The following is a 19,990-nucleotide window of genomic DNA, read 5'->3' as shown; positions in this document are numbered from 1 at the left end:
CCTTTAGGACAAAGCCCACTACGAGCAGAGTCAACCAAGGAAACCAACACACATGCGGCTTGAAGTATAACGGGTATAATGCATATCGGAGAAAATAACATGTACTACCTACATAATAAGAATTTCTGGATATTCGGCCTGTTTTTCTTTTTCTATTTCTTCATCATGGGGGCTTACTTCCCCTTCTTCCCTATTTGGCTTCATGATATTAACCAAATAAGTAAAAGTGACACAGGGATTATCTTCGCCTGCATATCCTTTTTCGCCCTGTTATTTCAACCAATATTTGGTTTACTCTCCGATAAATTAGGATTGAGAAAACACCTGCTATGGATTATTACCATAATGCTGGTATTTTTTGCTCCATTCTTTATTTATGTTTTTGGCCCATTACTAAAATACAATATCGTTTTAGGTTCTATTGTCGGCGGGATTTACCTGGGGTTCATCAACAATGGCGGTGCACCAGCTATTGAGGCCTATATCGAGAAAGTCAGCCGCCGTAGCCAGTTTGAATTTGGCCGTGCGCGTCTGTTCGGCTGCCTCGGCTGGGCGCTCTGTGCATCTATCGTCGGTATTATGTTTACCATCAATAACCAGTTCGTTTTCTGGCTAGGTTCCGGTTGTGCCGTCATCCTCGCCATCCTGTTGCTGCTAGCGAAACCAGAGGCTTCCTCCAGTGCTCTCGTTGCCGATCAGGTAGGCTCCAACCAAAAACCGTTCAATCTGAAAATGGCAGCCGAACTGCTAAAAGAACGCAAAATCTGGTTCCTGACGCTCTATGTCGTCGGCGTTTCTTGCACCTATGATGTGTTTGATCAGCAATTTGCCAACTTCTTCACCTCATTTTTCGAGACCCGACAGGAAGGAACGCGAGTATTTGGCTACGTCACCACGCTGGGTGAATTGCTTAATGCCAGCATCATGTTTTTCGCCCCGCTGATTGTGAACCGTATCGGTGGTAAAAACGCCCTGCTCATTGCTGGTACGATTATGTCAGTGCGCATTATTGGTTCGGCCTTTGCCAGTTCCGTGCTCGAAGTGATTGTGCTGAAAACGCTGCACATGTTTGAAGTACCGTTCCTGATTGTAGGCTGCTTCAAATACATCACTACGGTCTTTGAAGTCCGCTTTTCCGCGACAATTTATCTGGTATGCTTCTGCTTCTTTAAACAGGTATCGATCATTTTCATGTCCATCTTTGCTGGCAATATGTATGACAGCATCGGTTTTCATGGCACTTACCTGATTTTAGGCGGCATTGCCCTCTCCTTTACAGCGATATCCCTCTTTACCCTGTCAGGAAAAGGGCCACTGTATGCCTTTTCCGATAAACAGAAAGCGCCGCTGAATACACTCTAGCGATGGCAGGACGCGATAAAATGCCGGTATTTGCCAAAAATATCGGCAGATTGCACATTCTCTCACCGAACAGTGCAATTTTGTGGTTTACGCCTTTGACATGCAAGGCACACGCCGTTATTATGCGCCCCGTTCACACGATTCCTCTGTAGTTCAGTCGGTAGAACGGCGGACTGTTAATCCGTATGTCACTGGTTCGAGTCCAGTCAGAGGAGCCATTTTAGAGAAAGCAGACGTTCACTGACGTCTGCTTTTTTGCTTTTTATCAATTGGTTATCCCCTTCTTCAGGTTCGCCCTCGTTCACTAAAAAACACTCGAAGCCATACCCTTTTGCTGGTAAAAATACTGGTAAAGCTGGTTCGATTTCGTTTTTACCAGCAATCGGAGGGAGCCGTCATGCCACTTACTGATACTAAAGTAAAAAATGCCAAGCCATCGGAAAAAGTGGTTAAGCTCACTGACGGGTTCGGCCTCTACTTGCTGGTACATCCCAACGGTTCAAAATACTGGCAGTTAGGTTATCGCTTCGAAGGGAAACAGAAGGTATTTTCCATTGGCGTTTACCCTGCTGTTTCACTGGCTGATGCCAGACAACGCCGGGATGAAGCCAAAAAGCTGTTAGCCGCTGGAGTAGACCCCAGCGCTAAAAAGCAGGCTGACAACAAAACCATTCAAGAGAAGCGTAACAATACCCGCGCTTTCAAAACCGTCGCCAAAAGCTGGTTTGCCACCAAAACTACATGGTCAGAAGATTATCAACGTTCTGTATGGACACGACTCGAAACCTACCTATTTCCTGACATAGGTAACAAAGACATTGCTGAGCTGGATACAGGCGATCTGCTGATTCCCATCAAAAAGATAGAGAAGCTGGGTTATCTGGAAATCGCTATGCGGGTGAAACAGTACGCGACCGCCATCATGCGTTATGCCGTCCAGCAAAAGATGATCCGTTTCAATCCTGCTTATGACTTGGAAGGTGCGGTTCAGAAGCCACAGACGGAACACCGCCCTGCTATTGAACTGGAAGAGATACCTACCCTACTGGAACGTATTGAAGCCTATAAAGGCCGTAGCAGGCTGACCCAATTGGCGATAAAACTCAATCTACTGATTTTTGTGCGTTCTAGTGAACTTCGCTTTGCCCGGTGGTCAGAGATCGATTTCAAAAGCGCTTTGTGGGTTATCCCTGAACAGCGTGAAGCCATTGAAGGGATCAAACATTCAGGCCGTGGTGCCAAAATGCGCAGGAAACATTATGTTCCTCTATGCGATCAAGCACTGGCAATTTTGAAAGAACTAAAAGACCTCACCTATGACGTTAACGGTGATGACGGCTTTATCCTGACTGGCTGTTATGATGCGATGAAGCCGATGAGTGAAAACACCATCAACAAGGCACTACGCAAAATGGGCTATGACACCAAAACCGATCTGTGTGGTCATGGTTTCCGAACGCTGGCGTGTAGTGCCTTAATTGAATCGGGTATCTGGCCTGAAGATGTGGTTGAACTTCAGATGAGCCACATGGAAAAGAACAACGTTCGCGCTGCCTACACTCACAAGGCCAAACACCTTGAGCAACGCCGCCTCATGTTGCAATGGTGGGCTGATTTTCTGGATGCTAACAGCAACGGGATGGTGAGGCCGTTTGAGTTTGGGCAGAAGGGATAAATTTTAGCTAAGGTCATGGATGACTGATACCATCAGGGTGAGATAACTGTCAGAACACAAAAGCAGTAAAAACATAAGACCACTTAAAGTCCCTACCATAAGTCATTATTGATTTTGATAATGAAAATCATTACCATGAAAGCCAAGGATTATAAGATAAAAACGACTACACCCGTCATACTTCAAGTTGCATGTACGTTAGCTTCGTTCGGTTACCCGAATAACTTACTTGAGTAAGGTCATCGGGATCCCCTCGCTTGCCGTCTGCCTGAAACTCGAATTATTTAGGGTATACACACTTTCAATCAGGCAAGGGGTTGCTGTTATGGAATTGAAATTTCGTTCATTTTTAAGTAACGAGAGTGGTGCTACTGCAATTGAATACGGCGTTTTGGCGGCGTTGATAGCCACGGCAATTAGTTTTATCTTTGGTGATAGTGGCATTTTTATTAATGCACTTAATGATAAATTTGATGAGACCCATCAAATAATCAGATCATGTGGAACAGATAAACCGGGTGTTTCGTGCTTCACAGCCGAAAAGTGAGCTGAATGATAATATCACGGATGAATATATTTACAATGGTATTCTCCGTGATATACGATTAGGGAATATTTTAATATTAATACTTCCGAATAAATACATTTAATATCCCACACCTTATCTTTTTACCTCAATCCCTAATCTCCGCTGAGCCAATTTCTTAAACAAACTCTCCAGACTCATACCCACATTCCCAGCAGTTTCACCCAATTTTTCACGCAGCTCTGAGACTATGTAGATCTGAAACGTTGGAGACTTGCCCACCGTAGATTTTTCATATCGCGTTTAGCAATTGACTAGCACCATTCCTAGCTTTACATTGCAGCCAAGCAGGTACACACCTTAACGAAAAGCTATTCATGCAATAATCGCCCCTGAAAGGTATTGGCGTACCAGACAGGGGCTAACCTCAACGTTATAAGGACTAACGCTATGGCTGTCTGTCAGTTTACCTATTCCCTTCCTGAAAATCTGCATCTGGCTACTGCTTTTTTTGCCACATATCAACATCCAACAGCGGGGGCTTATCATGTTCGATAACACGCCGCTGGAACTGGAAGAAATCATCGATCAGTGTCGGGCATTAATTTATGCGGTTGTTGAGCTGGATGAACCCAAAGCAAAAGAGATTTTGGCTTTTATTTTGTGGGAACGAATCGATTTGTTATTCCGTACTTTTCATACGCCAGAAGTGACTCCAGTAGAACAGCCTTAATTGTGTGGGAAGTTGAGCAGCACAACGACCTGTGTGCTGCTATTTAGAGATCGTAATTTAATTTGTGTAATTACCACTTCATTTCTTCTGTTGGCATAACTGTTATTGATTCAACAGTATTTTTCTCGGTATAAGCTATCTGCATTGCTAAAGGTATATAAAAACCATCTAACTTATACTTTTCTTTCATTCCAAACTGAAGACCCCCAATAACCTTGGAAGGGATGGTTTTCTCTGGAATGCCGAATTTTTCATGCATCCAGTCGATGCTCATTTCCTTCTTAAAAGGAAGAGGAAGCTCATTTGGGAATTGCTGTGTTGGCCTGTCTTCATCAAAGAGTGTAAGTGTCACACAAAACAATTTTCTCGATGAGCGATGAAAAGCTAAGTAAACAGATTCTTTAACCATATCTAAATCTAATACAGGATCGCCTGAATCCCCTTTAGGCTTAGTTTTATAAGGGATCAATCCTTCATCAAAGATCTCTTGGTAAGTTTTACCTATTCGATTAAATAATGCTTCAACATTCACAGTCATTTTTTGTACAACCCCACACTTTCATTTAGTTGGTGCAATTTTGCTCTTGCTTCTTCTAATTGCTCTTCCGTTGCGCCATGTTCTTTAAGTGCCTGCTTTTCCGCATCAAAGTTACTGTCAGTAGCAGAGCGAAGATCATGACTATCTGCTTCGACTTTTTCTGGCGTATTTCGACCACCGTATGTTTCACTATTTTTTTGATGGACGCCAGTAGGGACAGCAATGGCGGCAACCCTTTTAGACAGTTTTTTCAGCTCCTTTGGTCCAAGCTCTGGATGCAAACGTTTGTAGTGAGCTTTTACGGCTGCAGCCGAAGGCATATGGTCAACTTGATATTCCCCCTGCCGTGATCTGCCTTCAAAATCACTGTAAAGATCGACTTCTAAAAACTCAACCGGAGGCTTACTCAAATAAACATAAATCGGTGGAAACGCATTCTCTGGGAACACCAGAATGTAATCCCGAAAATCCTTCTCGTCCGGCATCGGTGTTGCAAGAATGCTGACATCATCCATTTCGGGAATTTCAAATCCCGGCACGGCTGATGGGATAACAGGCTGTTCACCGTGTGCCGTATCTGTGGGTAATTCCATGCCCGGATTGTCCGGCGTCCATAGAATCGTTGGTCCGGTTGCCCCCTCTTCCCAGAACTCGTAGCGGTTATTGGGGAAATCATATTTCAGTAGTCTGACACGCACCTGATCGCGCCCGCTTTCCATACTGGTGTGGTAGCCAACCGCCTTCAGCCTGCCTGTTTCCTCATCTTCCATCCACTGATAACGCACACGACTGGGGACGGTTCCCTGCTTATTAGCTGCCTCAAGCAATTTCTCAGGTGTCAGTAAATCTGCTTTTTCACCTTTCAGATGGTGTTGAATCAACGCTCCCATCAGCAGGAAACTTTGCGCCATCTGCAACTGACCTTGCCAGATTGATGGCCCAGAAAGGCGTTTCATCTGATGTGTCAGTGCCTTTGCTGCATCCTGATTGGCCTGAGCTACAGCGCCACCCGCAGCAGCGATCGCACCCGCCTGTGCTGCCGTACCTGCCATTACCACTTGTTGAGGTGGCGGCAACATTGCCGCATCCGCTTTACCCACTAACAAGTCAAAAACCGTTTTATACCACGGTTCCATCGGGGGTATCTGAGGCTTGTTAATCGCACCGGGCGGGGTCTTGGGTAACGGTTCGTTTTTTCCGGCAAATGACTGAGGAGGGGAAACAGCAGCAGAAGACGTGTTTTTCTTTTTCGCCGCCTGCGCATACTGCTTTACCTCAACTGATTTTTCTTGCGAGGGATTAGCCTGCTCAACAGGTTCCGCGACATAAAAACTCATTTCCCCAATATTGCCCTGTGGCTCTTCTTCTTTTCCCGCATCGGTACAACCCGCGCCACGTAGACAGGATTTGGCAAAAACAGGCTCTACAGCCAGCATCGGTGTTAGTGCCAGTAATGGCGCACGGCTTAACGCTGCTTGTTTAGCGCATTCCTGAACCGGAGAACGATGAGGAGTATCACCGATAATGACGTTGCCACTGCCAGATGTGATGACGCCACCACAATGGATACCATCGCCAATACGTGCCGCATTTTTACCGTTAATAATGACGGTCGATGAACCTTCGGCGATTTTTCGGGAATGAACACCATGGGGTGCATTGGGACAGGGACAACCATGAAGCAGAACAGCATCACCTTGTCGGGCAGCAGGCTGACCATTAACAATTACATCAGAACTGCCTTCAGTTATCGGGGTTTCGGGGAAACAGTCATGACCACTTCCAATGTCGTTGAGACGAGCAGCACCCGGCATTGTCATTTTCCTTTGACAGTAAAACATTCCTTTTGAAGGCTGAATGTTGGGCGCTTTTTATAGATGGTTCAATACCGAAACCCGTATCAGGCGTCGATACAGAGATGATGAATAAGATTTTTATTTAGGGTCAGATATTATTTCTTATTAAGTCATAAACCTGTCAAAAAATCCCTATTCTCCCTACGCTTACTGAGATAATGAAACGCTGATATCACTGCTGCTATGAAATCCAGAACTTGCCATAACCACCTGAACAACATCGCCCTGCTTTACTGCCGTCGTAAACATACGCAATGTCGCACCCGTATTTTCATAACCCCAGTAATGTCCACGGCTTCCCGCTTTCCAGACCGTAATGGAAGTCGTGATTTGTCCCACCGTCTTGCCCGCTACCAGAACATTAAACGTGGCTGAACCCGTGTGTGTACCATCTGCCGGATAAAATTTTGACGCCACAAAAACATTGAGATAATTAAAATCCCCCGTGGACTGAAAACGTAAACTGTCAGTGGCAGTTCGGGTGATACTGCCGCCACCTGTTCCTTTCCATTCCCCATTCTGGCAGGATAATATCGCGCCAGTCTGATCTCTGCTTATCAGACCATCAGGTAAACAAACCTCACCTGCAATTGATATTGAAGTCGGCTGAAAATATTTACCTGTAATATTTCCTGATGCAGAAATCGCTCCTGTCGTTTTTCCATCATTTGAACCCGATAATGTGAGGTCGCCTCTCACTCTTTGGCTTCCCCATATATCCAGCTTAACAGAGGAGTTGTTATTCCCATTCAGAGAGAGATAGCCATCCCCCGCACCGCCTGATACGTTCAACAAGAGCATATTTGGATCGCTAGAGCCTCCACCACCAATCTGAAGTTTGCTGCTCTGGGTTTTTGCTGAAATGTAGTTTTCAGAGTTGATGCCGTTTTTTACCGTAAGCTGGCTGTTCATCGATACGTTCTTACCAAAGGTGGAAAATCCAATAACATTTAAATCCTCAGACACATTGACGTTCTTGGCAAAACGCCCATAGGTGCCATTAAATGAGGTCGCGTTCACGTCACCCGATGCGGTGATGTCTTTGGCGTTGTTGATACTCTGGCCTCCCATATTCAAATCACCCGTCATTGGTAATGTTCCATCACGACGTAGATAAACTGAATACATAGAGCTGTCATATCCAACACGGTAGGCCAGCAATCCTGCCGCATTTATCCCATTATAATTATTTTGGCTCTCAGTCCATTGACCAGCCGTACCCGATGCAACCGTAGCGGATTGCGTCATACCGCTATCAATACCAGCCGTTTGCATAGCACGGCCTAGTAAGTCATAGCGAACACGGTTCCCTTCTGACCAAGGCAGCGTAGTGATAACCAGCCCGTTAATAACGTAATTAGGTGAACCCCCATCGCGCTTTAACAGGATCTTGTAGGAAGAATTCTGCGCGTTTACACCCGTATAGGTAGAGGGTAATAGCCCTTCATTTACCAGCGTCTGATACGTAATTTCACAACCATTAGCCGAACAGGTTCGTGGTCCCGGATCGCTGCTCTGGCTACTACTGGAAGTCAGGGTTGAAAGTTTGTCATAGCGAATGCTGATATAACGATTAACCGCCTCACCCATCTGTTTCATTTGCTGACCAACAGCAGAGGCCAGAATATTTTCTTGTTCTGTTTTCATATCCTGAAACTTAATGAAAGTCATTGCTGTGCCGATACCTAACACCAGTGTTATTTCCAATAGGGAAAACCCTTTTTTATTTATTATTTTCATTTATCACCGTCCTTTTTTATTTACACAAATGGTAATTAGCAAAAATAAAAAATCGGTCAAGAGGCCAAATCATTAACAATGATAAAATGAATAATAAAAAATACATTTCACTTATGAAGAAATGAACATGAGTTTATTTTTCTCTGTTGAACTGCATTTCTTTGAAACAAGATCATAATCGTTACTCTGTGCAGTAATACCTAAACCGTTTATCACTACAGTATTAAAGTTATTTCGAACAGCATAAAGCAACCTGACACATTCTGCACTTGGTACACTATAATAAACTATATAAAATATATTCCCCGAAGCAATAAGATCAACATCACCCTTAAATGAATTTACAATTTTCCTTTCATTCCCCTCACCACTTAACATACTATCAGGGAAAACATTGGCATTAAGCGCAACAGTATTGTTCAATCCACTATAATTAGGTGCAGAGGTATAGAGCGCTTTCACTCCAGCTTGAATTGCTGTAATATTTTTCACTTCGATCTCTGCTCGCTGTGCAGCCTGAGCCTTGGGGTAAATCATAAACGCACTGACAATTAATCCAGTAATAACACCTAAAACCAACATTAGCTCAAGCAAAGAGAACCCTTTTCTATATTTTCTGTTTTTCAATAACGCCATGTTTAACTCCTTTTCATCCAAACGATGAAAAACAGATAAACAATTACATAAGATAAAACAATAGATGGCGGTATGTAATTAGCGGGTTAACTGACGAACGGCTGATGCGAAAGAAATAGGCTCCATCTCCAGATTTTTGACACACTCTTTTGTTCCATCAGGATATGCTTTGATCAACTTCCCCTCTGAAATATAGTGGATAGCCATTCCTGCGGCGAACGTTTCTTTAATCGCTTTCTGTGATGCTGCCTGAGCAATTCTACTTAACACCGCTGTATCCTCAAGTGGATTTTTCTTTGATTTTCTCTTTTTCATTATTTCCTCCGTATCCATATTGATATACAATTTATTTCTGACATATGTCAAATTCAGACACCCTATCGATGATTTTTTATCACCATCAGGATAATAAGCTATGAGTGAAGTACTTAAAGTATTAAACAATATCCGCACCCTACGTGCTCAGGCGCGTGAAACCGATTTGGCAACGTTGGAAGAAATGCTGGAAAAGTTGACTGTTATTGTTGAAGATCGTCGTGAAGAAGAAGCCAGCGCACAGCAACAAAACGCTGAACGTCAGGCCAAAATCGAAGCCTTACGTGCCAGACTGTTAGAAGATGGTATTGATCCATCAGAGCTACTTGGCGGTGCATCATCCAAGTCTGTAAAATCTAAACGTGAACCTCGTCCTGCCAAATACAAATACATCGATGAAAATGGCAATGAAAAGTTATGGACTGGTCAGGGCCGTACACCTAAAGCTATCACTGCTGCGCTTGAAAATGGTAAGACTTTGGAAGATTTTGAGATCTGAGAGAACCCTCCCCTTTAAGTTTTATTTAAAGGGGTGTTTTCTAAAATTAAATATAAAAATTTAACTTAAGGACAAGAAATGACAGGCAGAGTATTACTTCTGGGAGCACTTTTTCTAGCGGGGTGTACCAATTTTTCAGCAAAACAACCTTACCGAACTCAGGATGGCGAACAACTTCTAATTAGCGCAAACATGCCAAATGGTGTTTTAAAGCTATGGATAAATGAAATCCTGATACTAAATGAACCTTTCCTAAACCAAGATAAAAGTTTAGCCGGGGCTTTTAGCAATAGTTTCACCAATGTCTATACAGCGACCTACAATGGTAAAAAAGTTATGGCACGTTGCAAAAGAGAAATTCATACTTTTTCAGCACCAGTTCATGAATGTGATGTTTTTATTAATGGTGAATATGCTGCAAATCTCTTCCTGAGATAATGTTGAGAATAAATTAGCTACCGCGCCCTCTGGGGCTTGCTCAACAGTTCACCGACCTAAAAACAAGTTTTAGGTCGGCTCACCGTTCGGACGTGAAAAGGAAAACTACTGTTTGGATTTATTTAAGACACTTTCGATATAAGCTTGGCCTTGTGCTTTATACCTTTCAATATCGCTTTCATGAAGATTTGGAATATCAAGCAGAATCCCAAAGACCAATTCCTTATCTACATAACCAATATCACATCCTAAGACTTTGGCAACCTCTGCACCGAAAATAATTTTCTGACGTGTATTTTCTTTTTTCGTTTGCTGTTTCTTTTTAGCTTCCAAGAAGTATAGACGTTCTTGTGCTGAAGCAATTTGTTGTTTGATTGTTTTTGTTGTCATATGTCATTCCCCCAATGGTTTCTATTTTTATTATAAGGAATATTCGCATAGTCATCATTATTCAGTTTTTTCTTGATTGATTTTATCTTCAATTTAAATGTCTGTTTAACCTGATGCTCTCTGAATTTTTCCCTTATCTGATTCACTCGTTTTTCTGCTTCTAAATAGGCTTGTTCTGTATCGGTATAAACACCTTCATCAAGAAGTTTTTTGGCTTCCCAATCAATGGCTTCATCGTTATTTTTATACATTACACCTCCTTGTATTTGTTATAGGTTATTCTTTACCATATTTTTAATAATTATCAATACAACAGAGGGTTTAATTTGATAAAAAGAAAATAATCTAATTTTAAACCAATCACAGAAAAAAGGAGGGTGGAAAATTTAAATTATACAAAAATATATCAATAAACTTTAACATTGATATTTATCAAACATCAATGCAGATAAAGATGTTTATAATGTTATAGAATAATCATTTTTATCATAGAGTAAGAGAATGAAAATCTTAACTGCTAGAATTGCATATATTAAAGCCCTTGATTTCTTGGTTTGTTTTATGAAGTTGAAAAGACCATCTGGCCGCCGTAATTTACATAATGGAATAAAAATTTTCATATCACTATCCATATCTCATTTGATAACATTTCCAGCTTTATCATTTCTTTTATTGCTAAATTACATGAGAGATAAAAATTCATTTGACTTTGACATGATTGGTGAACTATATAGCGCAAATAGTATCTTTGTAATGACTGAAATTAGCACTTTAATCTTTATTTCAATGTCTTTTTTTGGCGTACTCTTTATCATAAAATTGCCAAAAAAAATTAAGAGAGAGCAAAAAATTGGATTTGAGTCAACATTTATAATATCAGTAGTGAATTTATTCATGTTGTTTTTGTTCATAACTTCAAGTTTTAATGCACTAAAAAACATGGGGTATGAACAGATAAAGCAATCATTGCAAGTGGTAGCCATGATGATTGGGATAGTTATTTATTTAACCAGTCTACTTAGAACAACACTAAAAACAAAGCTAATATATCAGCTCGCTGTAGTCATGACAGTTGGTTTGTTCTGTATTTTTCCGAATCAATTTCTATCCAGATTATATGGTAAAGGGCTTGCTGAGTTTAATGTCGGCGGTGAAATTCCCGCATTAGTAATGCATGAGAAAAATTATTACAGTGAAGAACTTTTTATAGTATTACAGACTCCCAATATGCTCCATTACAAAAAAACATTTAAAAATAACCAACCTTCATCACCAAAAGAAACATATGGGATAATACCGCTTAGCCGTATATATAAAATAGAATACATTAATAAATAAAAACCATTTGACAATATTAACCTAACACTCTTTTTTCAATGCACACTAATAAAAGGCGTTGTTGTAGTAAATAATAACACCGTCTAACCCACTCAAAACTAAATTCATCAACACAAACCAATAATAATTACTAACTTGTTTATCTAATACTCTCCGCGTTACTTATTTTTGGTTGTTAGTGTTTTTGATTTCACTTGTCAAATTTTCATTCTGATATTCCATCATAACTTGTGAATTGTGCAACAGGGAAAACTACACATAAAAGCTACTATTTTCTTGTTTTAGTGCTTTCCCGCCTTACGGCGGGATAAATTAACACTCTTTTCGTCCTTCGGACACCATCTAAACCCCACTGATGTAATATCGCGGAATACTTCGCCCTTTCATCTAGAATGCGCCGCTTAATTCGGTGTTTTATTTTACAGGCATTAATATATTTCGTATTAATTAAGTAGAGGGTTTTACATTGTTAGAAAAAACAATGCCCACTTATACACTGCTACGCAGTGTGTGGGGTCTACCGACGGTTGCCTGCCGCAGGCTAACACCGTTTCCTTCGGAAACAACGTCAACGTCAACCCCGAAGTTTTTCTTGCGAAAAACTAACGGCAGCATAGTTATCGTTGCGTTTTATATTTTGGTTTTATTTTATATTGAGGTTCTATAAGTTAATGGCGATATTTCATCTGGAGTTTAAAATTGTGAAACGTTCTGAGGGTATGTCTTCCTGTAGGAAGGCAGCCTATCATGCACGTTGCAAGATAACAGATGATCGCACAGGCAATACCTGTAGTGGCATAGTGAATTTGGCCACCTGAATAGAGGTGATATCATCACCTCATAGTCAAAACAGGTGACATTATGACCGGACGTAACAGACGCAATTTTAGCCCCGAGTTTCGCCTCGAGACTGCCCCGCTTGTACTCGATCAGCATTACACCGTTGCCGCCGCTGCCACTGCGATGAATGTCGGCAAATCCACGATGGATAAATGGGTTCGACAACTGAAAGAAGTGCGAGCGGGAAAATCACCCATAGCTTCACCCATGACACCTGAGCAGATTGAGATACGTGAGTTGAAGAAAAGACTTCAACGCGTTGAAATGGAAAGGGATATATTAAAAAAGGCTACCGCGCTCTTGATGTCAGACTCCCTGAACAATTCTCATTAGTTGAGAAACTCAGGGCGCGGTTTCCTGTTGCCGTTGTGTGCAACGTGTTTGGGGTTCATCGCAGCAGTTATAAATACTGGCGGCAGCCCAGGAAGCCTGACGCCACGAGAGTGGCATTACTGAGCCTTGTGCGTGAAGTTTATCGCGAAAGTAACGGTTCAGCAGGAGCGCGAAGCATTGCCGCAATGGTCACCACCAAAGGTATAAAACTGAGCCGCTGGCGGGCAACAAAGCTGATGAAAGCGCTCAATATTATCAGCTGTCAGCAACCTGGCCATCGTTATAAGAAGGCGTCTAAGGAACACATTGAGATCCCTAATTATCTGGATCGCCAGTTTGCTGTTACCGAGCCTAATCAGGCCTGGTGCGGTGATGTGACTTATATCTGGACGGGAAAACACTGGGCTTATCTGGCTGTTGTACTCGATTTGTTTTCCCGTAAACCGGTTGGCTGGGCGATGTCATTTTTCCCTGATTCCGCACTGACAGGTAAAGCCCTGTCGATGTCCTGGGAAGCACGGGGAAAACCGGCTAATTTACTGTATCACTCGGATCAAGGCAGTCACTATACCAGCAGGAATTTCAGGCAGTTACTGTGGAGATATCAGATAAAGCAAAGTCTGAGTCGCCGGGGAAATTGCTGGGATAACAGCCCAATGGAACGGTTCTTCAGAAGCCTGAAAACAGAGTGGGTACCGGATAATGGCTACGCGAATTTTAGCCAAGCCAGCACGGCAATAACGAATTACATCACAGGATATTACAGCCAGCTCAGACCTCATCAATATAATGGTGGTTTGACGCCGAATGAATCAGAAAGATTGTTCTGGAAAAACTCTAAAGCCGTGGCCAGTTTTTGTTGACCACTACAAGTAGATGGATATTCAATATTGGAAACACAAAGATGGATGGATCTATATTGGAAATGAAATGGAGGGTGCCAGACCCGCTACAGATGAAGAGATAAATATTCATCAGCGTACCGTGTATTTACCTGATGTTGTATCACATGCGGTAAGTTCATAAATGTAAAGTGGTTGCATCTCATAGCGAAATGCAACCACATATTTTAAGCAAAAGACATTCTCTTTATTTTTGATATGAATTTCTCTTCAATGAGATAGTAGGAAATTGTCGCCATCATAAGGTTGAACACACCTACAACTATCCAAACTTGGTAGTTTTCCATTCCAAAAAAAACACTCGGATATTTTACAAAAAACAATATTATTGGTATTTGCATAAGATAAAAAGAGTAACTTATCTTACCTAGCCAAACAAACGGCCGCGCAAATAGACTTAATTCAATCTTTGAACAAGCAAAAACAAAAACCAAAGAAGCGGTTGCTAGTACTGTAGCGAAATTCCTTTTCATGAATCCGTAATTGCCTATTGGAGATACAAAAAAAAGAATCAACAAAGAAAAACAAATTAACAATATTTTGTGTTTTTTTAATGTTAATTTAAAGCCATTTATATACATAACACCAAGAGCCATTCCGATAACAAACTCAGGAAGTCTATGTATTGGGCTTATGTAAAAATATGGCATATTATCTGAGCCACTAAACACCATGACAAAGGGAATGATTAGCGATGTTGTAACATATGCTATCAATAAAGATAGTTTAGGGTTCTTTTTAACTAATGGAAGTATTAATGGAAATACCATATAGAAAAAAAGCTCTGTGGAGACCGACCAAGACCCCCCGAAGTGCCAAGAAGAAAATGAATCCGGTATCCATGATTGCATCCCTGTAAAGTACAATACAAGAGATGGTATTAATTTTTCGTTTTCAATATCAAATAAAAAAGGCAGCGACACTATCCCCATAAAAACATATGCTGGATATATTCTTGATATTCTTGCTTTTATATAATCACTTCGTATGCCATTTCTGGCAGACCAAGCCATAACGAAACCCGACAAAACGAAAAAAAATGACATACCAACTGCACCATTATTAATTATTCTTGTAATAAAATGAGGTACATCAAGAGGGTACCTAATTTGGCAGTGAAAAATAAAAACATAAAAGGCTGCAATAAATCTAAAAATAGTCAATCCGTGTAATTGATTATCATTCATGCAATTTTTTTTTGAAAAATTATCCAAATTTATCACCGTGTATGTTTTTTCAAGGAGTGTGCTATTGTCGCAAGGAGCGTGATTTTATTTAAGATTTATCTAGATTACTAGCCTGATGCTAAATTTATTGATAATCACAGTTAAAAGCGCCTGTGTTATCCGGATAGCCCGATATCCATATCACCCAGCATTTCTCGCAAATCCTCGCTAACCCGTTCCAGATTCAGCGTAAATGAGATATGCCGCGCCTTACCGTCGTTAAAAAACTCGGAACGGGTTTTGTTGATGTTGGTAATCACGTACATACCGTAGATGTTGCCCGTCCCTTCGATCAGCGGCCAGGCTTTTCCTGTGTAGGCCATCGTTTGCAGCATGTTCAACGAGACATCGCCGCCGGTTATTTCTGGGTACAGTTCACCGGCCAGCGTGATTTTATCTTCCCCTGCGCCGATGTACTGATAACGCGGGGATTTGCCGACGCGGTCATTTTTAGCATGTCGCCAACTGCTGTCATGGCTTAGGGTTTGGTACGGCGCAGTCTGCCGCATGAAAACGAACATACCCAGAATCATCATCATGATAAAAGCCCTATACGTGATCGGTTAGTTGTGAGCGCTGGCGACGCTGCTTACGGCGTTCAATGTCGTCTATTTCCCGCCGCAGTCTGGCGACGAGTTTGTCTTCATCAAGGCTGCGTGCATCCTGAATCGTGATATTGATTTCATATTTGTCTGTGTTGGCCATACCGGCAGACATCGCCGTTTTCATCTGTGCTGCAGGTGAATTGATAGCTGGGACGTCTGCCCCAGCAGGTTGCACGGTGAACGGCAGGACAGACGCGGCCAGCACGCCGGCGGTTTGCTTCACCCGCTCCAGTAGGGGGATTTTTGGCTGTGCAGGCATAACCTGTGATTCACGGTAGCCGTTCGCCAGCATGACGGTAGGCGGTACGTTTTTAAAAACGATATCACCCAGCTTGTTCGGGTCTTTCTTGTCTTCGGTCTTTGCTGTGCTGCCTGTTTTTTCTGTTTTGGGATTGCTCCCCGTCAAGTCCTGCAACGCCCCAGTTTGTTTAGGCTTATTGCCTTCGCCTGCCGGTGGTTTTGCTGCCTCGCCGGTTTTAATCACCGCATCGGCTTCTTTGGGGGGCTGCGGTTTCCATTCCTGCGCCACCATTTTCTTTTGTTTCTTATCCCATACGTACATAACCGGCTTTTTAGGTTCATAGCCTTTTTCCGGCATTGCGCCGTTCATGGCGTTCGATGCTGAGATGGCGGCATTTGCCGCTTTAGGGATAACGCCCAGCTTTTCAAGTATCCAGCCAATCCCTTCGGCAACTTTCAGGATAACTGTCACTACGCCACCAATCGCCATTCCAACGACTTCACCAAACACTTTCCCAGCTTCCGTGCATTGTTTCAGTGATTCAGATGAGGCGTTGACCGGTTCAAACAGTTTTTTGAACCAGTCCCATACGCCACTAATAGCCTGTCCGATCCCGTCAAAAATCGGTGATAACGCTGAGAAAGATTGTTTAACCGGCTCAAGACCCGCCGTCAGGCCACTGAAAAAACCGCTGAAAAACGCTTTGATCGGCTCCCAGTATTTGTAAATCAATACACCGGCCGCAACGATTGCCGCGCCGATAATGCCGATAGGACTGAGCAACAGCATGAAGCCCGTACGCAGGATGTTAAATACCGCCATACCTGAACCGCTCAGTGCAGAAAATCCAGATGTCGCCAGCATCCGCACGCCATTACCTAACGCCGATAGCGCTGCGCCTGGCTGAGTGAATACCATCAACAACGCACGACCAGCGCCTTGGGCGATGTTGCCGATTCCACCGATGCCGCTGCGTATACTGGTAAGGATACCCCCCCACGCGCGAGTGCTGGACAGGCTACCCGTCATAACGCCGCTAAGCCTGCTGAACATACTTGTAACAGTGCCAATACCCTTACCACCGCTTAACAGGGATAGGCCAAGTTGCAGTTTGGAAAATGGCCCCATCAATATGCCTGCGGCCAGAGAAACGGTGCCGATGGCGGCGGTGAGCGCCAATGCGCCGCCCACAACCACAAGCAGTGTTTGAGCCAGTTCAGGGTTAGCTGTTACCCACTCACGGACGCTATTCACTAACGCCGTCGCACTCTGAGCCAGCGAGCGCAAAACGCCGGAGTCATTTTCAAAGATGGCAAAACGTAGCCCACTCAGTGCGCCACCCAGCTTGTCGATATCCCCCGACAGGTTATCGCGTAACGTGCTGCCCATGCGTTCGGCCGTTCCGCTGACATCGCTGAACTGGTCTTGGGTATTGGCAAGCGCTGACAGGAAGTTAGGGATCTGATCGATAGAAAGGTCTTCTATCGGGGTACCGAATAATGCAATGGCTGCATTCGCCCGCGCGGCTGGGTCTTTAATCTTCAATAGCCCCTGTGCAGTTTGCTGCATCGCGTTACGCGCCTGTGCTCCGCCGCTGGCAATGGCAGATGACGCGCGCTGTGCATTCAGTCCGATGGCGTCATACGCCTCTACACTGGCTTTGGACATGTCAGAGCCGCGAATTGAAAATTCTTTGATGGCGTCGCCGGTCTTATCCAGCGCAAACTTTCCTTGTTGCGCCATGCTGACCAGCAGCGTCATGGCTTCAGAACCGCTGTAGCCCATGTTCCTGAAATGCGTTGAATACTCATGCAATATCTCAGGCAGCTCACCACGCATCTGGGTAGACACACGTTGCATTCCTGCCGCCATCAAATCGAATGCTTCATCGCTACTGCGAGCCAGGCCATTTTTCATCATGATGGCGGCAATCTGGATATGTTCCGCCGTATCGCCGCCGAGCACGGATTGCATATCTAACGCTTTGCGCGAGATCCGGTCTAACTCAGCTTCACCGACCTCACCTAATGCGCCTAGCGAGCTACGCACCGCAGATACAGTGTCAGCGATCTGAGCGAGGTCATTGCTCACGCCGGCGCTATTAATCCCTTTAATGATTTTCGAATACTGTGCCCCCATTGCAGGGGTTTCGGCATTTTGTGCAGCAATCACCGCCCCGCTTTTATCTGATTGCAGATTAGGGGCCATCATTCTGGCGCCGACATACGCACCGGCTGCACTGGCACCGATTGCCATTGCCCCTGTGCTACGCAGGTTACTCGCCGTCTGCTGCATCCGATCATAGCGTGCGCGTGCCTGCGTCACTGCCGCTAACCGCCGTTGCTGTTCCGCTAACATACGGTTATAGCGTGCGGTTTGATCGCTAATCTGGTCTGTTGCCCTGCGGCTGCGGTCGAGTATCACGCCGTGCCGTGCCAGCTCTGCGCGCAGTTGTTTTAACTGTTCGGTTTCGTTGGTCTGAGCCGTTGATAATTGCCTGATCAGCTCACGTTGCCGTTTTAGTGCCGCGTTTTGTTCGTCCGTTCGCGCACTGGCGGCACCGAATTCGGCACGCATCGCGGCGGCTTTGGCTTTAGCTTGTTCCAGTTCACGGGTTGTTTTAGCGGATGCAGCACTCAGACGGTCAAAGCTGCTGGCCTGCCGTCCTAATCCGTTGAGGGTGTTTTGTGTTGCTCTGATTTGGTCAGCCAGCGCCGCCGTGCCGCTGCGTGCAGCACTGACGGGCCGAGCCATATTATTGATCGCGCTGAACGCCACGCGAATATTGAGATTGCGATCTGTCATTCCGAGTTTCCGCTTCTAACGGCCGCTCGGCTGCGCCATGCCAGCAGTTCATCTACTGGCATGGCATCCATCGCCGACGGCAACCAATGGAAAATTGCTGCGATGTCGGCCATCACCTCTTCAACACGGTTAAACGGGCAATGAATTACGCCGTTACCGCGCCCGTCTCGTTCGCTGGGGAAGAGGGTTGCAAAAAAGTGGCCACCGCATTGGATAGCTGGCAAAAGTCCCAAGTATCCATCACAGTCAGTTCTTCTTTCGTTAGCGCCGGACTGGTGACGCGCGGGAGCAACGTCAGCAGGCTATCAACATCGGACGTCATCACATCGTAGACCTTCAGCCCACGCAGCGATCCGGCCTGCTTCAATGCGCCAGTGATCGTGACTTCTTTCACATCACCGCCTTTACGTGTGATCGGGTTTTGCAGAATGACGACGTTATTTTGTTTCTCAGTCATGGTAGGAGTTTCCTGTTATAGCCCAACGTTAGCGCGGTGTTTTTCCAGCATATCGACACCGGCCACTTTATAAATCATGTTCAGCACATCCACTTCCATGACCTCTTCACCGCTGATCGTCAGCTTGAAGTAGGTATTTTTCAGTGTGTATTTATGCGCCGTATCTTCACCCACTTTGGCAGAGCCTGGGTCAAGCTCGGTAAACCGGCCGCGCGTCTGGATTTCACACGGCACCGCTTCGCCCGTCGCTTCATCCTGATAAGAACCCGCAAAGCGCGTTTGCATACCGTCCGCAGTGGAGACGCCCCACTTTTTCAACAAGCCAGCGTCCAGCCCGCCGAGGGTGATTTCCATATCCAGCGCGCCCGCATCAAAACCGAAGTCAATCGCGACAAAGCCAGGCATGCCACCCGCCTGATAGTCTTCTGTCTTGCGCGTGAGCTTAGGCGGTGTCACTTCCGGCACCTGACCGAAATAGTTGTCACCGTCGATAAACAGATTGAAGTATTTAAGTTTCTTTGGCAGAGACATGATT

21 protein-coding genes and 1 tRNA gene are annotated in these 19,990 nt (G+C 44.2%); 9 read left to right on the top strand and 13 right to left on the bottom strand.

Features of this window, described 5'->3' with window-relative positions; all coding sequences use genetic code 11:
• Positions 1 to 99 precede the first annotated feature (99 nt).
• The 5 genes from JFY74_08015 (at position 100) to JFY74_07995 (ending at position 4,296) form a co-directional block, all read left to right on the top strand.
• Complete coding sequence (locus tag JFY74_08015) at positions 100 to 1,362, top strand: MFS transporter (GenBank protein ID QQG29961.1); 1,263 nt, start codon at positions 100 to 102, stop codon at positions 1,360 to 1,362.
• A gap of 142 nt (positions 1,363 to 1,504) precedes the next feature.
• Positions 1,505 to 1,580 (top strand) — tRNA-Asn (locus tag JFY74_08010).
• A 179-nt stretch (positions 1,581 to 1,759) separates the two neighbouring features.
• Positions 1,760 to 3,037, top strand: coding sequence for an integrase arm-type DNA-binding domain-containing protein (locus JFY74_08005; GenBank protein ID QQG29960.1), 1,278 nt, complete (start codon positions 1,760 to 1,762; stop codon positions 3,035 to 3,037).
• 325 nt (positions 3,038 to 3,362) lie between these two features.
• Positions 3,363 to 3,584, top strand: coding sequence for a Flp family type IVb pilin (locus tag JFY74_08000; GenBank protein ID QQG29959.1), 222 nt, complete (start codon positions 3,363 to 3,365; stop codon positions 3,582 to 3,584).
• A gap of 526 nt (positions 3,585 to 4,110) precedes the next feature.
• Entirely contained in the window at positions 4,111 to 4,296 is a 186-nt protein-coding gene (locus tag JFY74_07995) for a hypothetical protein (protein ID QQG29958.1), read from the top strand.
• A gap of 70 nt (positions 4,297 to 4,366) precedes the next feature.
• Here the strand turns inward: JFY74_07995 and JFY74_07990 are convergent, their stop codons facing one another.
• The 5 genes from JFY74_07990 to JFY74_07970 form a co-directional block, all read right to left on the bottom strand.
• On the bottom strand, positions 4,367 to 4,834 hold the full coding sequence (locus JFY74_07990) for a pyocin immunity protein (protein ID QQG29957.1): 468 nt from the start codon (positions 4,832 to 4,834) through the stop codon (positions 4,367 to 4,369).
• Positions 4,831 to 6,648 carry an S-type pyocin domain-containing protein gene (locus tag JFY74_07985; protein QQG29956.1) on the bottom strand — a complete coding sequence of 606 codons (1,818 nt, stop codon included), beginning with the start codon at positions 6,646 to 6,648 and terminating at the stop codon, positions 4,831 to 4,833. Before JFY74_07985 ends, JFY74_07990 begins: the two co-directional genes overlap by 4 nt.
• A gap of 189 nt (positions 6,649 to 6,837) precedes the next feature.
• Positions 6,838 to 8,430, bottom strand: coding sequence for a shufflon system plasmid conjugative transfer pilus tip adhesin PilV (gene pilV, locus JFY74_07980; GenBank protein ID QQG29955.1), 1,593 nt, complete (start codon positions 8,428 to 8,430; stop codon positions 6,838 to 6,840).
• Between the two features lie 111 nt (positions 8,431 to 8,541).
• On the bottom strand, positions 8,542 to 9,066 hold the full coding sequence (locus tag JFY74_07975; GenBank protein ID QQG29954.1) for a prepilin-type N-terminal cleavage/methylation domain-containing protein: 525 nt from the start codon (positions 9,064 to 9,066) through the stop codon (positions 8,542 to 8,544).
• A 78-nt stretch (positions 9,067 to 9,144) separates the two neighbouring features.
• A complete protein-coding gene (locus JFY74_07970) occupies positions 9,145 to 9,381 on the bottom strand; it encodes a hypothetical protein (GenBank protein QQG29953.1) in 237 nt (78 codons plus the stop codon).
• A 100-nt stretch (positions 9,382 to 9,481) separates the two neighbouring features.
• Here JFY74_07970 and JFY74_07965 point away from each other — a divergent pair, with 100 nt between their 5' ends.
• Together JFY74_07965 and JFY74_07960 are read left to right on the top strand one after the other, a co-directional pair.
• On the top strand, positions 9,482 to 9,880 hold the full coding sequence (locus JFY74_07965; protein QQG29952.1) for an H-NS histone family protein: 399 nt from the start codon (positions 9,482 to 9,484) through the stop codon (positions 9,878 to 9,880).
• 78 nt (positions 9,881 to 9,958) lie between these two features.
• Positions 9,959 to 10,318, top strand: a complete 360-nt coding sequence (locus JFY74_07960; GenBank protein ID QQG29951.1) for a hypothetical protein — start codon at positions 9,959 to 9,961, stop codon at positions 10,316 to 10,318.
• Between the two features lie 105 nt (positions 10,319 to 10,423).
• On the opposite strand, the gene JFY74_07955 is transcribed toward JFY74_07960, so the two are convergent.
• On the bottom strand, positions 10,424 to 10,708 hold the full coding sequence (locus tag JFY74_07955; protein QQG29950.1) for a conjugal transfer protein TraD: 285 nt from the start codon (positions 10,706 to 10,708) through the stop codon (positions 10,424 to 10,426).
• Positions 10,705 to 10,959, bottom strand: coding sequence for a hypothetical protein (locus tag JFY74_07950; protein QQG29949.1), 255 nt, complete (start codon positions 10,957 to 10,959; stop codon positions 10,705 to 10,707). The genes JFY74_07955 and JFY74_07950 overlap by 4 nt, the downstream gene beginning before the upstream one ends.
• A 250-nt stretch (positions 10,960 to 11,209) precedes the next feature.
• On the opposite strand from JFY74_07950, the gene JFY74_07945 reads away from it, so the two are divergent.
• On the top strand, positions 11,210 to 12,046 hold the full coding sequence (locus JFY74_07945) for a hypothetical protein (GenBank protein QQG29948.1): 837 nt from the start codon (positions 11,210 to 11,212) through the stop codon (positions 12,044 to 12,046).
• Positions 12,047 to 12,907: 861 nt separating this feature from the next.
• Positions 12,908 to 14,082 (top strand): IS3 family transposase gene (locus JFY74_07940; GenBank protein ID QQG29947.1). Its coding sequence is split into 2 segments (ribosomal slippage): positions 12,908 to 13,166 and positions 13,166 to 14,082, totalling 1,176 coding nucleotides; the frame shifts between segments, so codons are not numbered across the junction.
• Positions 14,083 to 14,288: 206 nt separating this feature from the next.
• Here the strand turns inward: JFY74_07940 and JFY74_07935 are convergent.
• The 6 genes from JFY74_07935 to JFY74_07910 form a co-directional block, all read right to left on the bottom strand.
• Positions 14,289 to 15,308, bottom strand: a complete 1,020-nt coding sequence (locus JFY74_07935; GenBank protein ID QQG29946.1) for an acyltransferase — start codon at positions 15,306 to 15,308, stop codon at positions 14,289 to 14,291.
• 155 nt (positions 15,309 to 15,463) lie between these two features.
• Positions 15,464 to 15,886: a phage tail protein gene (locus JFY74_07930; GenBank protein QQG29945.1), complete on the bottom strand. Its 423-nt coding sequence runs from the start codon at positions 15,884 to 15,886 to the stop codon at positions 15,464 to 15,466.
• 10 nt (positions 15,887 to 15,896) lie between these two features.
• Positions 15,897 to 18,998, bottom strand: a complete 3,102-nt coding sequence (locus JFY74_07925; protein ID QQG29944.1) for a phage tail tape measure protein — start codon at positions 18,996 to 18,998, stop codon at positions 15,897 to 15,899.
• Positions 18,995 to 19,111, bottom strand: coding sequence for a GpE family phage tail protein (locus tag JFY74_07920; GenBank protein QQG29943.1), 117 nt, complete (start codon positions 19,109 to 19,111; stop codon positions 18,995 to 18,997). Before JFY74_07920 ends, JFY74_07925 begins: the two co-directional genes overlap by 4 nt.
• A gap of 32 nt (positions 19,112 to 19,143) precedes the next feature.
• Entirely contained in the window at positions 19,144 to 19,455 is a 312-nt protein-coding gene (locus tag JFY74_07915; protein QQG29942.1) for a phage tail assembly protein, read from the bottom strand.
• Positions 19,456 to 19,470: 15 nt separating this feature from the next.
• Positions 19,471 to 19,986 carry a phage major tail tube protein gene (locus JFY74_07910; protein QQG29941.1) on the bottom strand — a complete coding sequence of 172 codons (516 nt, stop codon included), beginning with the start codon at positions 19,984 to 19,986 and terminating at the stop codon, positions 19,471 to 19,473.
• Positions 19,987 to 19,990 lie beyond the last annotated feature (4 nt).

The organism is Pectobacterium carotovorum (assembly GCA_016415585.1).
Lineage (GTDB): Bacteria > Pseudomonadota > Gammaproteobacteria > Enterobacterales > Enterobacteriaceae > Pectobacterium > Pectobacterium carotovorum_K.
Note: the sequence above shows the minus strand (reverse complement) of the source record. Positions and strands in the feature narration are given on the sequence as shown.

Bases quoted from the DNA above. Each gene is read 5' to 3' on its own strand.
- JFY74_07925 (QQG29944.1), bottom strand. From the start codon at position 18,998: ATGACAGATCGCAATCTCAATATTCGCGTGGCGTTCAGCGCGATCAAT.
- JFY74_07990 (QQG29957.1), bottom strand. From the start codon at position 4,834: ATGACTGTGAATGTTGAAGCATTATTTAATCGAATAGGTAAAACTTAC.
- JFY74_07945 (QQG29948.1), top strand. From the start codon at position 11,210: ATGAAAATCTTAACTGCTAGAATTGCATATATTAAAGCCCTTGATTTC.
- JFY74_07920 (QQG29943.1), bottom strand. From the start codon at position 19,111: ATGGCCGACATCGCAGCAATTTTCCATTGGTTGCCGTCGGCGATGGAT.
- JFY74_07915 (QQG29942.1), bottom strand. From the start codon at position 19,455: ATGACTGAGAAACAAAATAACGTCGTCATTCTGCAAAACCCGATCACA.
- JFY74_07935 (QQG29946.1), bottom strand. From the start codon at position 15,308: ATGAATGATAATCAATTACACGGATTGACTATTTTTAGATTTATTGCA.
- JFY74_08000 (QQG29959.1), top strand. From the start codon at position 3,363: ATGGAATTGAAATTTCGTTCATTTTTAAGTAACGAGAGTGGTGCTACT.
- JFY74_07985 (QQG29956.1), bottom strand. From the start codon at position 6,648: ATGCCGGGTGCTGCTCGTCTCAACGACATTGGAAGTGGTCATGACTGT.
- JFY74_07995 (QQG29958.1), top strand. From the start codon at position 4,111: ATGTTCGATAACACGCCGCTGGAACTGGAAGAAATCATCGATCAGTGT.
- JFY74_07965 (QQG29952.1), top strand. From the start codon at position 9,482: ATGAGTGAAGTACTTAAAGTATTAAACAATATCCGCACCCTACGTGCT.
- JFY74_07930 (QQG29945.1), bottom strand. From the start codon at position 15,886: ATGATGATGATTCTGGGTATGTTCGTTTTCATGCGGCAGACTGCGCCG.
- JFY74_07955 (QQG29950.1), bottom strand. From the start codon at position 10,708: ATGACAACAAAAACAATCAAACAACAAATTGCTTCAGCACAAGAACGT.
- JFY74_07970 (QQG29953.1), bottom strand. From the start codon at position 9,381: ATGAAAAAGAGAAAATCAAAGAAAAATCCACTTGAGGATACAGCGGTG.
- pilV (QQG29955.1), bottom strand. From the start codon at position 8,430: ATGAAAATAATAAATAAAAAAGGGTTTTCCCTATTGGAAATAACACTG.
- JFY74_07950 (QQG29949.1), bottom strand. From the start codon at position 10,959: ATGTATAAAAATAACGATGAAGCCATTGATTGGGAAGCCAAAAAACTT.
- JFY74_07960 (QQG29951.1), top strand. From the start codon at position 9,959: ATGACAGGCAGAGTATTACTTCTGGGAGCACTTTTTCTAGCGGGGTGT.
- JFY74_07975 (QQG29954.1), bottom strand. From the start codon at position 9,066: ATGGCGTTATTGAAAAACAGAAAATATAGAAAAGGGTTCTCTTTGCTT.
- JFY74_08015 (QQG29961.1), top strand. From the start codon at position 100: ATGTACTACCTACATAATAAGAATTTCTGGATATTCGGCCTGTTTTTC.
- JFY74_07910 (QQG29941.1), bottom strand. From the start codon at position 19,986: ATGTCTCTGCCAAAGAAACTTAAATACTTCAATCTGTTTATCGACGGT.
- JFY74_08005 (QQG29960.1), top strand. From the start codon at position 1,760: ATGCCACTTACTGATACTAAAGTAAAAAATGCCAAGCCATCGGAAAAA.